Annotated in this window: 14 protein-coding genes; 8 read left to right on the top strand and 6 right to left on the bottom strand. The window is 33.5% G+C overall.

Annotated elements, in window-relative coordinates; genetic code table 11:
* Positions 1-125 precede the first annotated feature (125 nt).
* From gyrB to secDF, 6 genes are all read left to right on the top strand, one after another.
* Entirely contained in the window at positions 126-2,075 is a 1,950-nt protein-coding gene (gyrB, locus tag LACAL_RS01845) for a DNA topoisomerase (ATP-hydrolyzing) subunit B (protein WP_013868996.1), read from the top strand.
* Between the two features lie 95 nt (positions 2,076-2,170).
* Positions 2,171-3,184 (top strand): DUF6588 family protein, encoded by a 1,014-nt coding sequence (locus tag LACAL_RS01840; protein WP_013868995.1) that lies wholly within the window; start codon positions 2,171-2,173, stop codon positions 3,182-3,184.
* A gap of 180 nt (positions 3,185-3,364) precedes the next feature.
* Complete coding sequence (locus LACAL_RS01835; RefSeq protein WP_013868994.1) at positions 3,365-4,291, top strand: malate dehydrogenase; 927 nt, start codon at positions 3,365-3,367, stop codon at positions 4,289-4,291.
* 98 nt (positions 4,292-4,389) lie between these two features.
* Positions 4,390-5,043, top strand: a complete 654-nt coding sequence (locus LACAL_RS01830; protein ID WP_013868993.1) for a DUF4412 domain-containing protein — start codon at positions 4,390-4,392, stop codon at positions 5,041-5,043.
* 143 nt (positions 5,044-5,186) lie between these two features.
* Positions 5,187-5,780 carry a hypothetical protein gene (locus tag LACAL_RS01825; protein WP_013868992.1) on the top strand — a complete coding sequence of 198 codons (594 nt, stop codon included), beginning with the start codon at positions 5,187-5,189 and terminating at the stop codon, positions 5,778-5,780.
* A gap of 149 nt (positions 5,781-5,929) precedes the next feature.
* On the top strand, positions 5,930-8,947 hold the full coding sequence (gene secDF, locus LACAL_RS01820; protein WP_013868991.1) for a protein translocase subunit SecDF: 3,018 nt from the start codon (positions 5,930-5,932) through the stop codon (positions 8,945-8,947).
* Between the two features lie 176 nt (positions 8,948-9,123).
* Here the strand turns inward: secDF and LACAL_RS01815 are convergent, their stop codons facing one another.
* The 6 genes from LACAL_RS01815 to folE all read right to left on the bottom strand — a co-directional run bounded on the left by LACAL_RS01815 (position 9,124) and on the right by folE (position 14,058).
* A complete protein-coding gene (locus LACAL_RS01815; protein WP_013868990.1) occupies positions 9,124-9,975 on the bottom strand; it encodes an alpha/beta fold hydrolase in 852 nt (283 codons plus the stop codon).
* Position 9,976: 1 nt separating this feature from the next.
* A complete protein-coding gene (locus LACAL_RS01810) occupies positions 9,977-10,474 on the bottom strand; it encodes a DUF192 domain-containing protein (RefSeq protein ID WP_013868989.1) in 498 nt (165 codons plus the stop codon).
* Between the two features lie 2 nt (positions 10,475-10,476).
* Complete coding sequence (gene lgt / locus LACAL_RS01805; RefSeq protein ID WP_013868988.1) at positions 10,477-11,400, bottom strand: prolipoprotein diacylglyceryl transferase; 924 nt, start codon at positions 11,398-11,400, stop codon at positions 10,477-10,479.
* Between the two features lie 191 nt (positions 11,401-11,591).
* Positions 11,592-11,813 (bottom strand): membrane protein insertion efficiency factor YidD, encoded by a 222-nt coding sequence (gene yidD, locus LACAL_RS01800; RefSeq protein WP_013868987.1) that lies wholly within the window; start codon positions 11,811-11,813, stop codon positions 11,592-11,594.
* A gap of 32 nt (positions 11,814-11,845) precedes the next feature.
* Positions 11,846-13,327, bottom strand: coding sequence for a cysteine--tRNA ligase (gene cysS / locus LACAL_RS01795; protein WP_013868986.1), 1,482 nt, complete (start codon positions 13,325-13,327; stop codon positions 11,846-11,848).
* Between the two features lie 53 nt (positions 13,328-13,380).
* Complete coding sequence (folE, locus tag LACAL_RS01790; protein WP_013868985.1) at positions 13,381-14,058, bottom strand: GTP cyclohydrolase I FolE; 678 nt, start codon at positions 14,056-14,058, stop codon at positions 13,381-13,383.
* 185 nt (positions 14,059-14,243) lie between these two features.
* Between folE and LACAL_RS01785 the strand changes: the two genes are divergently transcribed.
* Both LACAL_RS01785 and LACAL_RS01780 read left to right on the top strand, forming a co-directional pair.
* Positions 14,244-14,714: a hypothetical protein gene (locus tag LACAL_RS01785; protein WP_013868984.1), complete on the top strand. Its 471-nt coding sequence runs from the start codon at positions 14,244-14,246 to the stop codon at positions 14,712-14,714.
* A gap of 11 nt (positions 14,715-14,725) precedes the next feature.
* Positions 14,726-22,099 carry a T9SS type B sorting domain-containing protein gene (locus LACAL_RS01780; protein ID WP_013868983.1) on the top strand — a complete coding sequence of 2,458 codons (7,374 nt, stop codon included), beginning with the start codon at positions 14,726-14,728 and terminating at the stop codon, positions 22,097-22,099.
* Positions 22,100-22,368: the final 269 nt, after the last annotated feature.

Below are 22,368 nucleotides of genomic sequence, written 5' to 3'. Positions count from 1 at the left end.
GTTAATAAAAAACACGTAAATCCGTTAAACGGTGTTAAATAAGCTTAATGTTTTCGTATATTTGTTTGTCGTCAAAAATTCAGTTTTTTGATTCTGAAAATTAATTTAAGAAATATAATATCTATATGAGCGATAAAAAAGAAGAGTTTAACAAACACAATTATTCGGCCGATAGTATTCAGGCATTAGAAGGAATGGAGCACGTACGTATGCGTCCTTCTATGTATATTGGAGATGTTGGTGTACGTGGTTTACACCATTTAGTATATGAAGTAGTAGATAACTCAATCGATGAGGCTTTAGCTGGTCATTGTGATAATATTACAGTAACAATTAACGAGGATAACTCGATTACAACAGAAGATGATGGTCGTGGTATTCCTGTAGATTTACATAAAAAAGAAGGCATTTCTGCACTTGAGGTAGTAATGACTAAAATTGGTGCCGGTGGAAAATTCGATAAAGATTCTTATAAAGTTTCTGGTGGTCTTCACGGTGTTGGTGTAAGTTGTGTAAATGCATTGTCAGAACACTTAACAGCAACAGTTTATAGAAATGGAAAGATTTGGGAACAAGAATACGAACGAGGTAAATCTTTATACCCAGTAAAAGCCATTGGTGATACAGATAAAAGAGGTACAATAGTAACTTTTAAACCAGACCCAACAATATTTACTCAAACATTAGAGTATAACTACGATACTTTAGCAAGTAGAATGCGTGAATTAGCGTATTTAAATAAAGGTATTACAGTACATTTAATAGACAAAAGAAGTAAAAAAGAAGATGGTTCTTACGAAGGTGAAACATTCCATTCAGAAGAAGGTTTAAAAGAATTTATCAAATTTTTAGATGCAACAAGAGAACCTTTAATGAAAGATGTAATTTCTTTTGAAGGTGAAAAAAATGGAGTACCAGTTGAGGTTGCCATGGTATATAATACTAGTTATGCCGAAAATCTTCACTCTTATGTAAATAATATTAATACACACGAAGGTGGTACACACCTTTCTGGTTTTAGACGTGGTTTAACACATACACTTAAAAAGTATGCAGACGAGTCTGGAATGTTAGACAAGTTAAAGTTTGATATTGCAGGAGACGATTTTCGTGAAGGACTAACAGCAATTGTATCAGTTAAAGTTCAAGAACCACAATTTGAAGGGCAAACAAAAACTAAATTAGGAAACCGTGAAGTTTCTGCAGCAGTAAGTCAATCTGTTTCAGAGATGTTATCAGATTATTTAGAGGAAAACCCAGAAGATGCTAAAACCATTGTACAAAAAGTAATACTTGCAGCACAAGCACGTCACGCGGCTCAAAAAGCACGTGAAATGGTACAGCGTAAAACAGTAATGAGTATAGGTGGTTTACCTGGAAAATTATCAGACTGTTCAGAGCAAGATCCTGCAAAATGTGAAGTATACCTTGTCGAGGGAGATTCGGCAGGTGGTACAGCAAAACAAGGTCGAGATAGAGCATTTCAAGCCATTTTACCATTACGTGGTAAAATTCTTAATGTTGAAAAAGCAATGACGCATAAAGTATTTGAAAATGAAGAAATTAAAAACATTTTCACAGCTTTAGGTGTAACCATTGGTACTGAAGAAGATAGTAAAGCCTTAAACCTTTCAAAATTAAGATACCATAAAATAGTAATTATGTGTGATGCCGATATTGATGGTTCTCACATTGAAACACTTATTTTAACATTCTTCTTCCGTTATATGAAAGAATTAATTGAAAACGGGCATATTTATATTGCAACGCCACCTTTATATTTAATTAAAAAAGGAGCCAAAAAGCAGTATGCGTGGAATGATGAAGAACGTAAAGCTATTATGCAAGAGTTTGGAGAGTCTTCAAAAATTCAACGTTACAAAGGTCTTGGAGAGATGAATGCAGAACAACTTTGGGATACAACAATGAATCCTGAATTTAGAACGTTACGTCAAATTCATATAGATAATGGAGTAGAAGCAGATCGTGTATTCTCAATGTTAATGGGAGACGAAGTGCCACCACGCCGTGAGTTTATAGAGAAAAATGCTATTTACGCTAATATTGATGCGTAACTATAAATACTAAATACTAAAAAACACCTTCAATAAACTATTGAAGGTGTTTTTACGTTTATATATAAAAGTACCAAATCTTAAAATGTAAAAAAATGAAAAAAATAGGAGTCATTCTTATTGCTTTAATATCTACTTTAAGCAGTAACGCACAAGAAAACATAGACGATTTATTAGCAGCAGGTATAGATGATGCTAAGCGATTTTCTACAAATTATGTAAAACCTGCAAACGACGGTGTCGCTTATGGGATAAACAATGGTTGGTTTAATAATGCAAAAACACCAAAACGCTTTGGCTTCGAATTATCTATAATAGGAAATGCAACATTTATAAATGATGAAGACAAGCAGTTTGTTTTAAATGTTCGCGATTATGAAAATATCCGTTTTCCAGATAATAGCCCAAGTAAAGGTGTTGCAACAGCTTTAGGGCATAACGATCCGCCACAAACAGTAATAATAACTTACGACGACCCTATTTTTGGTAATCAAGAACAAGAGTTCGAATTGCCAACAGGTATTGGGTCCGAAAATATAAACCTAATACCAACCGTATTTTTACAAGCAAGTTTTTCGCCATTTAAAGGCACGCAAATTAAAGGACGTTTTTTTCCTAAAGTAGATGTAGATGATGTTAAAGTAGGATTATATGGCGTAGGATTACAACAAGACTTTACAACACTTTTACCAGCAGATCATTTATTGCCAATTACTATTTCTGGATTAGTAGCTTACACGCATCTAGATGGAAGTTACGATTTTACAAGTTCAAGCAATGTGGCAGGAGAAAACCAAAGAGTAGAAACCGAAACCAATACACTATTATTTCAAGCTATTGTAGGTACACGATTTAAAATACTTAATTTCTTTGGCGCAGTAGGTTATATAAGTGGTGAAAATGAAACAAGTTTATTAGGAACCTATACGGTTTCAGATGGTGTTTTCTTTTCAGAAGATATTGTAGATCCATTTACAATAGAATCAGATACGAAAGGAGTAACTGCAACATTAGGAGCAAATTTAAAATTAGGATTTTTTGGACTAAATGCAGCTTATACTATTGCAGATTTTAGCAGTGCATCATTAGGAATGAATTTCAGCTTTTAAAAGTCTAATATTTAGACTGATTTTTTGAAGCAAAATTTGTAGATTTGAATCTTAGATTTTAACACAAACTAAAAATATAAAAAAAGCAAATGAAATAAGCTCTATTTCAAGATTTGATTAACAACAAATAGTTGAAAATAGTGCATTCCATTTGTCATTAACTTAAAAAATTAAAAACAAATGAAAGTAACAGTAGTTGGAGCAGGAGCAGTTGGTGCAAGTTGTGCAGAGTATATTGCAATAAAAGATTTCGCTAGCGAAGTTGTAATATTAGATATTAAAGAAGGTTTTGCTGAAGGTAAAGCAATGGACTTAATGCAAACAGCATCATTAAACAGCTTCGATACAAAAATAACAGGAAGTACAAATGATTATTCTAAAACAGCAGGATCTGATGTTTGTGTAATTACTTCTGGAATTCCAAGAAAACCAGGCATGACTCGTGAAGAGTTAATTGGTATCAATGCGGGAATTGTAAAATCTGTATCTGCTAGTTTAATCGAGCATTCTCCAAATACAATAATCATTGTAGTATCTAACCCAATGGATACAATGACGTATTTAGTACATAAAACAACAAGCTTACCTAAAAATAGAATTATTGGAATGGGTGGAGCATTAGATTCTGCACGTTTCAAATACCGTTTAGCAGAAGCTTTAGGAGCACCTATTAGCGATGTAGACGGAATGGTAATTGGTGGACATAGCGATAAAGGTATGGTACCATTAATTGGTAAAGCAGCAAGAAACAGTGTGAAAGTTTCAGAGTTTTTATCAGAAGAACGTATGGATCAAGTAGTACAAGATACTAAAGTTGGAGGAGCAACACTTACAGGTTTATTAGGTACATCTGCATGGTATGCTCCAGGAGCAGCAGTATCTGCAATGGTACAAGCAATTGCTTGCGATACTAAAAAAATATTTCCATGTTCTGCATTATTAGATGGAGAATTTGGTTTAAACGATTTATCAATTGGAGTACCTTGTGTATTAGGTGCTAACGGTATTGAGGAAATTGTAGAAATAAGTTTAACAGATGCTGAAAAAGAAAAACTATCAGAATCTGCTGAAGGTGTTAAGAAAACAAACGGTCTTTTAGAGCTTTAATAATTAACACATTTTGTTGTTTAAATACTTGTGGCAAGGTAATTGTCTATTTGTATAGAGTAACAAAAAAATATACTGTAATCAATAAAATTTAAACAATGAAAAAATTAGTACTTATTTTATTAGTAGCCATTAGCTTTAACGCTTTTGCACAAGAAAAATTAGCTGAAGGTGTTTTAGTTAGTAAAATGACAATGTCAAGTGACAATGAGCAAATGAATGCTCAATTAGCTATGGTAGGAGACTTAGAATCTACAACATATTTTAAAGGCCTTAAATCTCGTAATGAAACTAACAACCCAATGACTGGTGAAGTTATTACAATTGCAGATAATGACGCTAAAGAGCTTATGATTTTAATGAATAATCCTATGGCCGGAAAAATGTATTCAAAATCTGAAATTAAAGATTCTGAAGAAGATTTAAAAGGCATTTCTGTAACTAAAGGAGATGAGAAAAAAACAATATTAGGTTACGATTGTGATCAATACGTTGTAACAATGGCGCAAGGCGGACAAAGCATGGATATGGAAATATTTGCAACTAAAGCAATAAATGCTTACTCTCAACAAACAGCAGGTTTTTCTCAAAAAGTTGAAGGGTTTCCATTGTACTTTAAAATGACAATGGATCAAGGTGGATCAAAAATGACTATCATTAACGAAGTTACAGATATCAAAAAAGAATCTGTTTCGGCTGATAAGTTTGATATGACGCCTCCAGCAGGTTACCAAGAAAGAAAAGCAGAATAATTTTTATTATTTGCAACAAAAAAAAGAGCAACATTCATGTTGCTCTTTTTTTTTGTTTAAAACAATTAAATAGCAACAGTTTATAACTTTTTTTATTGTGACTTTTTTGGTGCATAACACCATTATTTTTCTATATTTGGCGCATGAAGATAAAATGGTACATAAGTGCTTTAATTATTGTTTTTGCGGTATTAAGTATGTCGCAGGAGCAAAGCGTTGTACCAAATCAAGAAGTCTTACTTCAGTTTTCTAACAAAAAAATAGATTTAAGTGAAAAGCAAGAAGCTCTTTTAACTGTAAAACAACAGTTAAAAAGTGTTGGTGCTAAACATATTCAAGTTCAAGAATTAAAAAACGGAACTTTAAAAATCACTTACCTTAGTATCACAAACACAGCTAATGTAGAAGCAGCGCTATCAAACATTGTAGATGTAGAAAGTACTAAAGATGGAGAGACACCATTAAATCAAGATAAAAAAACTTATAACCTTGATGTTTACGAAATTTTAAAAGCAAACGATTCTACTTCTGGAGTTGGTGATAAATTTGTATTCGAGTTAAAGCAAGAATATGTTAGGTTCTATAATCCTAATGTTGTTTTATACTGTGTAAATATTGTAAATAAGGAAACAACCAGCTTATTTAAAGTTGCTTATAAAATTAACGAATCTGTTGCCGGTGCAATAGATAATTATTCATACAAAATACCTGAGGTTCGTGCTGGACCAATCTGCTAACAGGTTATTTTAATTTTAAGAACGCCTATTTTTTAAACAAAAAATAAGCAAAATTCATTTCAACATTTAATAAAACAATTGTCAAAATAGAAATGCAATGCAAATTTGCAAGCTAAAAGAGCATATTTTGACTACAAATTAACACAATCATGCAAAACAAAGGATTAGTAATATTATTTGCTATTTTATTCGGTTTGGTAAGTATTTATCAGTTGTCTTTCTCATTTGGAAACAGCAGTATAGAATCTGATGCCGAACAATTCGCAGCATCAAAAATAGATGCTTCCGTAGAAGATTTTAAAAACAAAAGAAAAGCCTTAGAAGTAAACTATTTAGATTCATTAGCATCTTCAAAAGAAAGTGTATTCATGGGAAGCACTTATGCAGAGGTTAAAGAAAACTCAATGAAGTTAGGTCTTGACCTTAAAGGTGGTTTAGAGGCTATCTTACAAGTATCTGTAAAAGATATCTTAAAAGGATTGGCTAATAACAGTAAAGATCCTGTATTTAATAAAGCTTTAGAAGATGCAGACGAGCTTCAAAAAAATTCTCAAAACGATTATATCGAAGATTTTTATACATCATTTGATGCTATAAAAGGAGATAAAAAATTATCATCTCCAGATATTTTTGCAACACGTTCTTTAGAAGATGAAATAAGAATGGACTCTTCAGAAGAAGACGTAAAAAGAGTAATTACAAGAAAAATTGATGAGTCAATAAATTCTGCATTACAAGTATTACGTACACGTATTGACCAATTTGGTGTAGCATCTCCAAACATTCAACGTTTAGGAACTTCTGGTAGAATTTTAGTAGAATTACCAGGTGTTAAAGATGTAGAGCGAGCAAAAGCATTAATAACAGGAACAGCACAATTAGAGTTTTGGTTTGCTATGAAAGCAGATGGTTTATATCAATATATGAGTGATGTAAACGCTTTCTTAAAAAACGAACAAGAAGCAGCAGTTACAGCTACAGATTCTACAGCAGTAGAAGCAGACGAAGCAGAAGAAGCCGATGATTTAATTGGTGACTTAACAGGTGAAACAGATGAGACTACAACAGTAGTTAACCCATTTTTAGATTTAGTTAAAGGTCCTGGATACCAAGGAGGCCCAATACTTGGGATGTTTAATATTACAGACAAGCAAAAAGTATTAGATATATTAAATCGCCGTGAAATTAAATCGCTTTTACCTGCAAATGCTAAAGAAGCTAAATTTGTATTTGGTAAGCCAGAAAAAGACAGCGAATTAATAGCGCTATATGCTTTACAAGGTAATAGAGATAATGTACCACCATTAAGTGGTAGTATAGATGATGCAAGACAAGATTATAACTTAGCGAACCAAGTAGTTGTTTCTATGCAAATGGATGCAAAGGGATCAAGAATTTGGGAAGAAATGACAACTAAGGCTTATAAAGAAGGAAGCCAAATTGCTATTGTACTTGATAACTTAGTATACTCTGCGCCAGGTATTAATAATGGACCTATAGCAGGAGGAAGTTCTCAAATTTCAGGAGACTTTACAGTAAACGAAGCAATAGATTTAGCAAACGTTTTACGTGCTGGTAAATTACCTGCAAAAGCAACAATTATTCAAAGTGATGAGGTAGGACCAACATTAGGTCAAGAAGCGATAGATAGTGGTACAATGTCTTTTGGTATTGCTTTAGCATTAGTTTTAATATGGATGTTCTTTTACTACGGTAAAGCAGGTTTATTTGCAGACATTGCAATGCTATTAAACATCTTATTAATTTTTGGAGTATTATCAGGAATTGGTGCTGTATTAACACTACCAGGTATCGCTGGTATTGTATTAACAATTGGTATGTCGGTAGATGCAAACGTACTTATTTTCGAGCGTATTAGAGAAGAATTAGCAAAAGGTAAAGACCAAAAATCTGCAATTAAAGATGGATTTAGTAATGCATTATCTTCAATTTTAGATGCCAATATAACAACAGGATTAACAGCACTAATATTATTTGTATTTGGTACAGGACCAATTAAAGGTTTTGCAACTACATTATTGATAGGTATAGGTACATCATTATTTACAGCAATCTTTATTACAAGATTATTAGTAGACTGGTATGCAAACAAAGGAGGTAAGTTAGATTTCTCAACAGGAATTACTAAAAACTTATTTAGAAACATTAATATAGCCTTCTTAAAGAAACGTAAAACAGCCTACATTATCTCTGCAGTATTAATAGTAGGAAGTTTAGCATCATTATTTACTAATGGTTTAGACGAAGGTGTAGATTTTGTTGGAGGTAGAACTTACCAAGTACGTTTTGATCAACCAGTAAGCGCATCAGAAATTACAGCAACATTATCAGACGCAGCAGTATTTGGTAGTGCAGATGCTAAAACATTTGGAGAAGACAACCAGTTAAAAATTACAACAAAGCATAGAATTGATGAAGCAACAGAAGAAGCAGACGAAGAAATGCGTCAAACTTTATTTAATGCTTTACAACCACACTTAAACGGTATGGATTATGCAGCATTTATTAGTAATGCCGAAGGAAAAACAGCAGGACTAATGAAAAAGTATAAAGTAAGTCCAACAATTGCAGACGATATTAAAAAGGCATCATTCTGGGCCGTTTTAGGATCATTAATTGTAGTATTCCTATACATCTTATTCCGTTTTAAAAGATGGCAATTCTCACTTGGTGCAGTAGCAGCAGTATTCCACGATGTATTAATCGTATTAGGAGTATTCTCTCTAACATACAAGTTTATGCCATTCTCAATGGAAATAGATCAAGCATTTATAGCAGCCATACTTACAGTAATTGGTTACTCATTAAATGATACCGTAGTTGTATTCGATAGAATTCGTGAATTCTTTAACGAGCATACAGACTGGGATTTCGATAGAGTAATAGACAAATCTTTAAGCTCTACATTAAGTAGAACATTAAACACCTCTTTAACTACATTAGTAGTATTATTAGCCATCTTTATTTTTGGTGGAGAATCAATTAGAGGTTTCATGTTTGCATTAATAGTAGGTGTAATAGTAGGTACATATTCATCTTTATTTATCGCAACACCAATCATGTACGATAGTGTTAAAAAAGGAGATGCAACAGATGCTTTAAGAAACAAAGTACAAGAAGAAGAATTAGACGAAGCAAAAGCTTAATCTAAAACCTTAAAACAATAAAAAAGCCTTTTAGTATAAAACTAAAAGGCTTTTTTTATACATTAAAAATAATGATTTGGGCGTTACCAAGCCAGCAAGCATGTCTTGGTCAGGCTCTCGCAAGTCGCTATTAAAAATGAGCTCCAACAATTGCTCCATCCTTAACGCGGGCAAGCCTAAGAGTGTTTCTCAATCCAATGGTTTGTGCTAACCCAAAGTGAATTAGCAAAACGTAGTCTAAAGAAACCAAAATGGCCAACATCTTCAATATTTAAATCACTAGGTATAATATGCTGCCTATCTACTTTGGCATATTTAAAAACATCAGCTAACCAATCCACCGTTTTTTTAGGAGCAAAACCATCATTCGGAAAACTTAAAACTAGTATTGGGCAAGTAATACTATCTATAAATAAAGCATTAGTTTTTGCATTACTTAAAAAGTAATTATTTTTAATTCCCCAACTGCGCCATTGGTAAACAACACGTTTAGGTAAGTTTTCAAAAAGGCGTAATTTTTTAGCAGGAAAATAACCAAATAAAGGAGTAGCGGTAGGAATAAGCAAATACCAATACAAAAACATTTTTAGTTTACCCAAGCCACTAAATAATTTCCAATAGCCAGATTGCGACCCAACAGTAATAATATTAGAAACAAGTGAAATATGTTTGTTAAACGCTATAAGTTGTCCGCCAATACTATGTGTAATTAAAGTAATAGTATGTTTAAGGTTTTGCGATTTAGCAAATTTTAAAACATCGGCTTGGTTATTAGCCCAATCGTATAAATCGCAAGTGTTATTTTTTAAGCTTGTTTTTTTAGATAAGCCAATACCAGAATAATCAAAAGTATAAACAGTAAAGCCTAATGAGCAAAAATGCTCGGCAAATTTAAAATAGAACGATTGTAAAACACCGGTTGCAGATGAGATTACAATACTTTTATTATTACTAGATGCAGGTACAAATTGAGTTGTAAAAACAGAATGATTTTTACTCGACTCTATTTCTACACAAAATTGTTTCAAATTACTGCACTATTTTATATTCAAAATAATCCATTGTATCACCAACCTCTAAAAACCATTTTTCGCAAAGTCCTGCATTTACCTCTAAAACAAATTGAGCTAATGCATTAGATGGTAAAGAACTCTCGTCTAAAGGTTGAGCATTTTCTTGAAAGCTAACTACTTTTTTATTATGGTCTAAGAAAATTAAATCTAAAGGAAAACGTGTGTTTTTCATGTAAAAATTACGTTCGCTAATCTCATCAAAAACAAATAGCATGCCTTGATTTTCTTTCATGCCATCTCTATACATTAAACCTGTTTGTATTTCAAAATCTGTTTTAGAAATTTCAATATCTAATTTTGCTACAACAGTATCGCTATCACTTTTGTTAAGTGTTAATTCTCCTTCTTTAGAGAAAGTTACTTTAGCTTGTTTAACTGTTTTGGGTTCATTTTTACAAGCTACAATTGTAGATAGAGCAAAACAGCTTAATAGTAATATTTTAAAAATCCTCATTATTAGTTAGTTTGTTTTTGTTTGTAAAAAAACACAAAGTAAAGTCCTATTAAAATAAATGGAATACTTAATAATTGACCTGTATTTAGTAACCATTCTGCGCGCTCTGCATTTTGTGCTTCTTTTACAAATTCTACAAAGAAACGTACTGTCCATAATAGGATTAAAAATAACCCAAATAGAAAACCTGGTTGATTGCCTTTATTTGTTTTTAAATAGAAGTATAAAAGTATTAGAAAAACAAATATGTAAGCAAATGCTTCGTATAATTGTGCTGCATGCCTATAAGGTACGGCTTCTAATAGGTTTTGAAATTGTGGATTGTTTGTTACAGCTTGGTAAGCTTTTTTGTAATCTTGAATTCCAGTAAGCTTGACAATTTCTTCTTTTCTGTAGTATTCTTGTATAAACCGTACGCCTAATGGAGAGTCTGTTGTTTTTCCTATAATTTCAGAGTTTATAAAGTTTCCTATTCTTATAAATACAGCACCAGATGCTACGGTTATTACAATACGGTCTAAAATCCACATTATAGATTTGTACTTATATTTTTTGCGGTATAAATACATAGCAACTATAATTCCTATTGCGGCACCATGACTTGCTAAACCAGAGAATCCTGAAAATTCAAACACTGGATTAAAACGAAATGGTAGAAATACACTAAAAAAGTCTTGAGAGAATAGTTCTGGTTGATAAAAAATTACGTGACCTAATCGTGCACCAAGCATGGTTGCTAAAACGGTGTAAATAAATAGTGGGTCTAAATATTCTATGTTTACTTTTTCTCGTAAAAAAATACGTTTCATTATATTCCAGCCTAAAACAAATGCGATGACCCACATTAGGCTGTAAAAGTGAATTTTAAAATTTCCAACAATATCAATTCCTGTTAATGGATTCCAGTTGAATTCTAATAAGTACATAGGTTATTTTTTAATAAGCGTAAATATAGTATTAACCATTGGAGATTACAATGTTTATTTAAAAACTAATCTTTGGTAGTGCGTTAAGGATGGAAACGGCATCCTTTTTTTTGCTGCCGTATATGGCAAAAAAAAGATATAGTGTACAGCCTGACCAAGACATGCTTGCTGGCTTGGTAACGCTATTAATTTTATGGTACTGGATCGTAACCTTTGCCTCCCCAAGGATGACAACTCAATATTCGGTTTATACTTAGTTTCATTCCTTTTAAAAAACCGTGTTTTGTTAATGCTTCTTTGGTGTATTGTGAGCATGTAGGTTGGTATCTACACGTTGCTGGTGTAAATGGTGATATAAAAGTTTGATAGACTTTTATTATAAATAGAAAGGGTGCGATTGCTATTTTTTTCATTTTTTATACAACAGTTATTAGTCTTTTTTAGACTAATTTGTTGTGAATGTTGTGCCTTCTCTGCTGTCGTTTAATGTGATGCCTACTGCTGCTAATTCGTCACGTATTTTATCTGATAGGGCAAAGTCTTTATTTGCTCTTGCTTCTTGTCTTAATTTTATTAGTAGCTCTACGGCTCCTGATAGTTTTTCTGTTCCGGCACCAGATTCTTGATTGTTTTTTAAGCCTAAAATATCGAACACAAAAATATTAAAAACGTCTTTTAGTGTTTTTAAGTCTTCGGTTGTTATTGTTTTGCTTCCTTCTTTTATTGCATTTACTTGGTTTACGCCTTCAAATAGATTTGCAATTAAAATTGGTGTATTAAAATCGTCGTTCATGGCATCGTAGCAAGATTGCTTCCATGCTTGTATATCGAAATTGGTTTGGTTTGCTGTTTTTAGCTTTTCTATATCGGCTACAGCATTCATTAGCCTATTAAAGCCTTTTTCGCTTGCTAAAAGACCATTGTCTGTTAGGTCTAAAACACTTCTGTATGCAGATTGCATCATGAAAAATCGTACAACACTTGGGTTGTAGGCTTTAGACATGATATTGTTTTTGCCTGAAAGTAGCTCGGCAGGATTTATAATATTTCCTGTAGATTTACTCATTCTTGCGCCGTTAAGTTCTAACATATTGGCATGCATCCAGTAGTTTACTGGAGATTGCCCAAGTGCTGCTTGGTTTTGGGCAATTTCACATTCGTGATGTGGAAATTTTAAATCCATACCGCCACCATGAATATCAAATTGATTACCTAAATATTTTGTGCTCATGGCTGTACATTCTAAATGCCAACCTGGAAAACCGTCACTCCATGGTGATGGCCAACGCATAATGTGTGTGGGTTCGGCTTTTTTCCAAAGTGCAAAATCTTGAGGGTTTTTTTTGTCGCTCTGTCCGTCTAATGCTCTGGTGTTATGTATTAAGTCTTCAAGTTTTCGCTTGCTTAAAATACCATAGTCGTTGGTTTCGTTATACTTGTGAACATCGAAATATACAGAGCCATTTACTACGTAACCAAAACCATTTTCTATAATAGCGTTTATAAGTTCTATTTGCTCAATAATATGTCCTGTTGCTGTTGGCTCTATACTTGGAGGTAGTAAATTAAATGTGTTTATTACATTGTGAAAATCTACAGTATAACGCTGTACAATTTCCATTGGTTCTATTTCCTCTAAACGTGCTTTTTTTGTTATTTTATCTTCTCCAACATCTGCATCGTTTTCTAAATGTCCAGCATCTGTAATATTACGAACGTAACGCACTTTATATCCTAAATGTTTAAGGTAGCGAAAAACCATGTCAAAAGACATAAATGTTCTTACATTACCTAAATGTACATTACTATAAACAGTAGGACCGCAAACATACATACCAACATAACCTTCGTTTATAGATTTAAAAGGTTCTTTTTTTCCTGTTAAAGAATTATAGATTTTTATTTGTTGATTTTTGTATAACTGCATTGCTTTTATAGTTAGAATGAAACTTTTTGTGTTTTAAATGGAAGACAAAAATATTAAAATTTAGTCTCTAAGCTAATGTAATCTAAAAACTCACGTTTGGTTTCTTTGTTTTTAAATTGACCACCAAATTCTGAAGTTACCGTGCTACTTTCAATATCACGAATACCTCTTGAATTTACGCATAGGTGTTTAGCATCTATTACACAGGCAACATCTTCTGTGTTTAAAACTTTTTGAAGTTCTTTTACAACTTGTATTGTTAAACGTTCTTGTACTTGTGGGCGTTTTGCAAAATAGTCTACAATACGATTCATTTTAGATAAACCAACGACATTACCATTAGAAATGTAAGCTATATGTGCTTTACCAACTATTGGTAATAGGTGGTGTTCGCAGGTAGAGTAAAGTGTAATGTTTTTTTCTACCAGCATTTCACCATACTTATACTTGTTATCAAAAGTAGAAGCATTTGGTTTTTTGTCTGGATTTAAACCACCAAATATTTCGTTTACAAACATTTTTGCAACACGTTTTGGTGTACCACTCAAACTATCGTCTGTTAAATCTAAACCTAGTGTTTCCATGATGTTACGAACATCATTTTGAATACGGTCTATTTTCTCTTTGTCTGTTAGCTTAAAAGCGTCAGATTTCATGGGAGTATCAGAAGAAGTGCCAACGTGGTTTTCTCCTAATTCGTCATAGTCATTTGTTGTGTTTTCAACCTTCATATTTTGAAAAAAAAATCTTTAGTCTGCAAAGATAAGTAATAAAAAAAAGAGTGCTACTAGGTAGGAGTTTTTTAATTTGTGTTGTTGTATGTTTAAAGTAAAAAACAGTAATTTAACAGTTGGTTTGTTAAAAATTTATTAATTTCCGCAACTTAATTTTTTAAACTAAAATACACGTAATTAATATGAGAATTATTACTATTATAATCTTTAGCTGTTTCTTCTCAATCGCAGCGAATAAGGTTGAAGCTCAGTCTGATTGGGCAAAAAAAGCAGATGTAAATTATGCAAAAGCTAACAATTTAGATGGAAAGTTAACAAAAAAAGAGAAACAGTTTATTGTAGAGGTTTTTGGTGATAAAGCCGATGAGCTTGTTTTTAATGATGTTAATTTTTTAAAAAGTATAAAACATCTTCTTAGAAATAGAATAACAATAAAAAAGATAGCTCCTAATTCTAAAGGAAAAAAAGGTCTACTTTTATCTCAAGTAGCTATGTCTAATGATTACGTATTACAAAAGAAAGAAAATGTTAACAGTATAGAAAACTTTAACCCTTTAAAATATAAAATGGCTTTTTTCTCTAAAGGAACATATATGTATATTATTGATAATACAGATTATGTAATACAAATTAAATCACAATACAGAAAATAATTAGGATCTCTATGAAACGTATTATTACCCTTATAACAATTTTTATTTCAATTAATTGTTTTGCTCAAGATGTCTTGATGCAAAACGGTACAGTTAGTCAATGCTCTGGTTCTTTTTTAGATTCTGGAGGAGCCTCAAATTATTCTAGTAACGAAGATTTTGTACTTACAATTTGTTCTCCTACACCAGGTGAAGCTGTAGTATTAGACTTTATTACATTTGGTACTCAAGGAGGATCAGATATTATGACAATTTATGATGGAGATGACACTACAGCACCTGTAATAGGAAGTTATTCTGGAGGTGGAGCTACAAACTTTCCAGGAACTATTGTGACATCTACAGCAAATACTTCAGGCTGTTTAACAATTCACTTTGTAAGTGATGGAGGAGGAAATACAATTGGTTGGGAAGCTGCAATAGAATGTGTTGTACCTTGTCAAGATATTACAGCATCTATAGATAGTACAGATCCTGTAGCAACAGCTGGTGTTATAGCAGTGTTACCTGGAGAAGTAGTTACTTTTAATGGAAGTGGTACATTTTCTGGAGATAGTACTAATGCAACTTACACATGGGATTTTGGAGATGGAACACCTACTGAAACAGGTTTAAATGTAACACATGCTTATGGTGTGGCAGGAAGTTATACTGTAACATTTACAGTAGATGATGATAATACTTTAGACTGTGCAGATACAGATACGATTACAATAAATGTTTTAAATTCTGATGTTTGTATTGCCGCACAACCTATATGTTCAGATATTGTAAATGTACCTTCTCAAACAGGTCCAAATAATGCTGAGGCAGGAATAGATTATGGATGTTTAGGGTCTCAACCAGATCCAATATGGTATTTTTTACAAACGGGTGATGTAGCTGGAGATTTAGATTTCACTTTAACACAATTTGATGGTCCTAATCAAACAGGTGGTGGAAATGATGTCGATTTCATAATTTGGGGACCTTTTACAGAGCCTCAATGTGGTGCTTCAAACTTAAACTCTACAACTCAAGTAGATTGTAGTTTTTCTGGTTCTGCTACAGAACAGATTTTTGTTCCAAATGCACCAGCGAACTCATTTTATATGCTTTTAGTAACAAATTATAGTCAAGATGATGGTTATATTAATTTAGTCCCTAATCCGGGATCAATAGATACTAATTGTGATATTATTTGTCAAGTAGATTTAGGAGATGACCAATCTATATGTTCTGGAGATTCTTATACAATTACACCTTCGTTTAATGGAGCTTTCAATACATTTGAATGGCAATTAGATGGTGTAACAATACCAGGAGAAACTAGTTCTACTATAACAGTAAATCAATCAGGAACTTATACGTTGTTAGCAGATGGTACAGATGCTGCTTTTGGAGATCCTTGTAGTGCTCAAGATGATATTGTAATTTCATTTCAAGATGATTTTACTGCTAGTGTGACACCTGTTAGTGCAACTGTTTGTACAGGAGGTGACGCAGTGTTTACAATAACAGGAGATGCTACTAATATTGTAGATTATAACATAAATGGAGGAGGAACTTTACAAACAACTCTTGATGCTTCTGGAGAATCTACTATTACTGTTACGGGTGTAACTACAGACCAGGTTATAACTTTAGAATCAGTTTCAGACGCATCTGCATCATGTAGTGCGCCATTAACAGAATCTGCTACAGTAACTATAGGAACAAGTCCATCTGTGACTTTATCTAGTAATAACGTAACATGTTCTGGAGGAGATGCTATTTTTACTATTACTGGAGATTCTGGTAATATAGTAGATTATAATATTAATTCAGGAGCAACAGAACAAGTAACTATTGATGGTACAGGAGAAGGAATTGTAACAATTACAAATGTAACTACAGATCAAACAATAACATTAATAACTGTAACAAACCCAACTACATCTTGTTCAAGTACTTTAACAGATACTAATACCGTAACTATAGAAGCAGATCCAGTTATAACAGGATTAACAACAAATACAGATATATGTTCAGGAGACGATGCAATATTTACTATCTCTGGAACACCTAATGATATTATAGATTATAATATAAATGGAGGAGCTACAGAACAGGTAACAGTTGACGCATCTGGTAATGCCATTGTTACTTTAACAGGAGTTACAGCAAATCAAACCATAACTTTAGAACAAATTACAAGTGCCGCAACATCATGTACTGCACCATTAGCAGATACAGATACCGTTATTGTTAATCCAAGTCCGACAGCTACAGTAGCAAGTAATACAGATATATGTTCTGGAGATGATGCTATTTTTACAATTACAGGAACAACAGCAAGTGTAGTTAATTATAATATAAACGGAGGAGGAACATTGCAAACTACACTTGATGCTTCGGGAGAGTCAATTATTACTATAATTGGAGCAACTACTAATCAAGTATTGACATTAGAATCTATTGTAGATTCTAGTACTACATGTAATGCTATCCTTACTGAGTCTACAACAGTTGTTGTTAATCCTAATCCTACAGTAGTTTTAAGTAGTAATACGGCTGTTTGTAATGGAGATGATGCTGTTTTTACTATTTCAGGAGACGCTGGAGATATAGTAGATTATAATATTAACTCTGGAGCTACAGAACAAGTAGCTATTGACGCAACAGGAGAAGCTATAGTAACTATAATAGGAGTTACCTCAAGCCAAACAATTACTTTAGAATCAGTAATTAATCCTACAACTTCTTGTTCTAGTATTTTATCAGACACTAATACGGTAACAATAGAGCCTAGTCCTTTTGTAACAGGATTAACAACAAATACAGATATTTGTTCAGGAGACGATGCAATATTTACAATAACAGGAACTCCAAACGATATTATAGATTATAATATTAATGGAGGAGCAACAGAGCAAGTTACAGTTGACGCATCTGGAGATGCTATTGTAACAATAATTGGAGCTGTTGCTAATCAAATAATTACTTTAGAACAAGTAACAAGTGCTACAACGTCATGTTCTAGTGTGCTTACAGATACAGCAACAATTATAGTTAATCCAAACCCAATGGCGACTGTTACAAGTAATATAGCTATATGTCCAGGAGATGATGCTGTTTTTACTATTTCAGGTGTAGCAGGTGATACAGTAGATTATAATATTAATGGAGGCGCTACTACTCAAACAGTATTAGATGCATCAGGAGAGTCTATTATTACAGTTTTTGCTCCTGCAGTAGATCAAGAATTGCAGTTAGAAGAAGTGCTTGATTCCAACACTTCATGTGTAGGTGTTTTAACAGAATCAGACACTGTGGTTGTCAACCCACTACCAACAGTAGTAACACCAACACCTTTAGAAGTATGTGATGATGCGACACCAGATGGAATAACAGCAATAGATTTAACATTAAAAAATCAAGAGATATCAGGCGGAAATCCAGCCTATACAGTAAGCTATTATTTTACACCATTAGACGCAATAAATGCAACCAATCCATTAGCCATACCTTATACCAACCAAACACCAAATATGCAAACGGTATATGTTCGAGTAGAAGATGCAAACACGGGATGTTTTGATACAACGAGTTTAGAATTAGTAGTTGAGCAAGCACCAGTAGCCTTTACACCAGCAGCTTTAGAATACTGTGATCCAGACAGTGATGGGTTTGGAGAGTTTATGCTATCAGATACCGAAGCAGAAATCACAGCAGGCGCACCAGGACTAACAGTCACTTACCATGAAACGATGGCCGATGCTATGAATAATGTTAATGCCTTATCAAGTCCTTACAATAACATTGTAGCAAACATGCAAACAATTTATGTACGAGTAGAAAGCTCTACCATAGCAACAGACTGTGCGAGTTTTGTAGAACTTGTATTAATAGTCAACCCAACACCACAAATAACCGATCCAACAGCGTTAGAAGTTTGTGATGATGATGCCGATGGTTTTGCTACATTTAATTTACCAAGTAAAGATGCCGAGATTCTAAATTTATTAGATACCGATCCAACAAACGATTTAGATCCAACGCAATACACAGTAACATATTATATAACACCAGGCGATGCTATGGCAGGTACAAACCCAATAGCAACACCAAACGCTTATGTTAATACTAGTAACCCGCAAATAGTACATGTACGAGTAGAAGACACAGCTAATGATTGTTTTACAAACACGACATTAGAGCTTATAGTTAACCCATTACCAGTACTTGTGCAACCAGATCCTTTAGCCTTGTGTGATGTTAATAATCCAGGAGATGAAGTAGAAGCCTTCACTTTAGAAGATGCAAATGCACAAATACTAAACGGTCAAACGGGTATAACACTAACATACTTTGATACACAAGCAGGAGCCGATACTAATGATGCAGCCGCACAAATATTCAGTCCATATACCAATACGGTAAACCCACAAACAGTATATGTACGAGCAGAAAATGATAACACAGGCTGTGTAAGCACGATCACATTAGACCTTCGTGTCAATCCATTACCATCACCAGTTGCAATGCCAGCAGCTATTGAAGAATGTGATGATGATAATGATGGTTTTGCAAGTTTCGATTTAGACGCCCAAAGTGCTATAATCACCAATGGAGAGCCAGATATCACTATTAGTTACTATGAGACGCAAGATGATGCTATGAATATGGTAAACCCATTAGTGAGTCCATACAATAATATTGTAGCCAATATACAAACCATTTATGTTTTAGCAGAAAATGATAACACAGGCTGTTTTACAATAGTCGAAATGCCATTAATTGTACAACCAGCACCAGTAGTACCATTAGATATCGAGGACTATATTATTTGTGATGACGATGATGATGGATTCAATCAATTTGATTTTGATGCAGTAATCACACCACAAATCTTTACAGCAGGACAAACAGTGGCAGATTTCACACTAACGTATCACACAACACAAGCTAATGCCGATTCAGGAAACAACCCAATTATTAATACCAGTAACTATACAAATAACTCTAACCCACAAACCATTTACATTCGATTAGAGAGTAATACTAATGGATGTGTTACTACAGGAGAATTTATAATACGTGTAGAGTTTCCACCAGTATTAGATCCAAACTACGATAATGAGTTAGCACAATGTGATGATTTAGACGCTAACTATATGGAAGCCAATGACGGTTTCACTTCTTTTGATTTAACAGTAGAAGATTCAGAAATAGTAAATGGCAACAACAGTTGGGTTGTAACCTATTATGAAACAATGGCAGATGCTCAAGGCGATGTAAATGCAATAGCAGACCCAACCAACTATACCAATACCATGAATGGTCCACAAACACTTTATGTACGTGTGACCGATAACGATACAGGGTGTTTTTCATTTACAACAGTGACATTACGAGTACTTCCAAACCCATCACCAACACCAGATCCAGAAGATTTGATAGTGTGTGATGATACCAACGCAGGTGATTTAATAGAAGTTTTCGATTTAACACAAAATGAAATAGCAATTATTAATGGAGAATTAAATGTAACGGCAAGTTACTACACCAGTCAAGACGATGCCATTACAGGAAACAATGCAATAGCAGACCCAACAATGCATACTAATGAAGATCCAAACAATCCAGGAACAGGTATAACACCACAAACCATTTATGTACGTCTAACCAATGGCGATGATAACACAGGATTAAACGGTACAGGATGTTACAGTTTAGTAAGTTTTGATGTTATTGTAAACCCATTACCAACAGTAACACCAGTAGACGATTATATTATTTGTGAGCTGTTTAATGATGGTATGGCCGATTTTGATTTAGACGGCACGATGACAGCAGCAATATTAAACGGTCAAGACCCGTCAATATTCACTGTAAGTTATCATGAAACACAGGCAGAAGCAGATGCAGCCATCAATGGATTAAACAGTCCGTATACCAATATTACCAATCCACAAACCATATATGTAAACATCACCAATACTATTACAGGCTGTGATGTAGCGACACTAAACTTTAATATAGAAGTACAAGAAGCAGCACAAGCCAATCCAGATGGAGTAGCAATAGTATATGAGCAATGTGATGACAATATGGAGTTTGATGGCGACCCAAGTAACGATACAGTACAGTTTAATTTAGAAACACAAAACCCATTTGTTTTAGATGGACAAGACGCTAATAACTACACTGTAAGTTACTATGAAAATCAAGCAGATGCAGATGCAGGTACAAACCCATTACCATTTTTATACGAAAACACTAGTAATCCACAAGTAATTATTGTTCGTGTAGATAATGATACCATGATAGTAACACCAATAAGTTTAGACCTAAGCAGTTTAACAACAGGATTAGATGTTGATAGTGATGGAAATATAGATACAATAGATACCAATGGCGATGGCGTGTTCGATATAGTAGATATCAATGGCGATGGCATAGCAGAAGGATTTGATAGTGATGCCGATGGTATTATAGATTATATAGATTTAGATGGCGATGGCAATGGTGATTTAGTAGACCTAAATAACGATGGCGTTGTAGATAATGGTCAAGACAGTTCAATATGTTATGAAACCGCTGAAGTTACTCTACAAGTCAACCCGTTACCAGCCTTTGATTTAGACGATAGTTACCTACTATGTATCAATACTAATGGTACAGAAGTAGTAAACTCACCACTAGTAGATACAGGTTTAGATGCTTCATTATATAGTTTTGAATGGAGCTATGAAGGCAATGTTATGGCAGGAGAAACAGGACCATCAATCATGCCAACCGAAGGCGGAAACTATAGTGTAATAGTAACAGATACCTCTACAAGTGCAAATACAATGTGTATGAGTAGTGATAGTACAGTAGTAGATGTAAGCGAACCACCAGTAATTAGTTACGAGCTATTAACAGCAGCCTTTGCAGACCAACACGATGTGCAAGTAACAGCAAGTGGAAGCACAGCAACTTCAATAGCCGTGTATGAATTTAGTTTAAACGGTGGTGCTTGGCAATTAGGAACAGCAAATGCAGATGGAAGTTACAGTCACACCTTTACCAACATACCAGCAGGCGGTATAGTTGTAACAGCAAGAGATGTTAATGGTTGTGGAGAAGTAAGTGAAGAAATCATGGTACTAGACTACCCAGTTTACTTTACACCAAATGGCGATGGTTATAACGAAACATGGAATATATATAGCATCTCAAATTACCCAGATGCTAAGATTTACATCTTTGATCGTTTTGGAAAACTATTAAAACAAATAAGTCCATTAGGTGATGGTTGGAACGGAACTTACAATGGTAACCCAATGCCAACAAGTGACTACTGGTTTACAGTAGAATATACAGACACAGCAACAAATACTAAAAAGCACTTTAGAGCACACTTTACATTAAAGCGTTAAAACTAAAGTAAAACACATAGTAAATAGTAAACACAAAAAAACCTGAACGATTCGTCGTTCAGGTTTTTTTATTTAATTCATCTTCACTTTTTATTTGTATTTCAAAATAAATACTTAATACTATATAATGTTAAGTAGATTTTTTGCAATGCTATCTAGGAGAATTAATTATTTCTTTATAAAGTTTATATCGAGGGATTAATAGTTTTATTGTGCATATACATCTAAAGATGTATTTAATTTTTAATAAATCTATTTGATTTAAGTTC

The organism is Lacinutrix sp. 5H-3-7-4 (assembly GCF_000211855.2).
Classification (GTDB): Bacteria; Bacteroidota; Bacteroidia; order Flavobacteriales; family Flavobacteriaceae; genus Lacinutrix.
The sequence above is the reverse complement of the archived record's forward strand: the minus strand, read 5'-3'. Positions and strand labels throughout refer to the sequence as shown.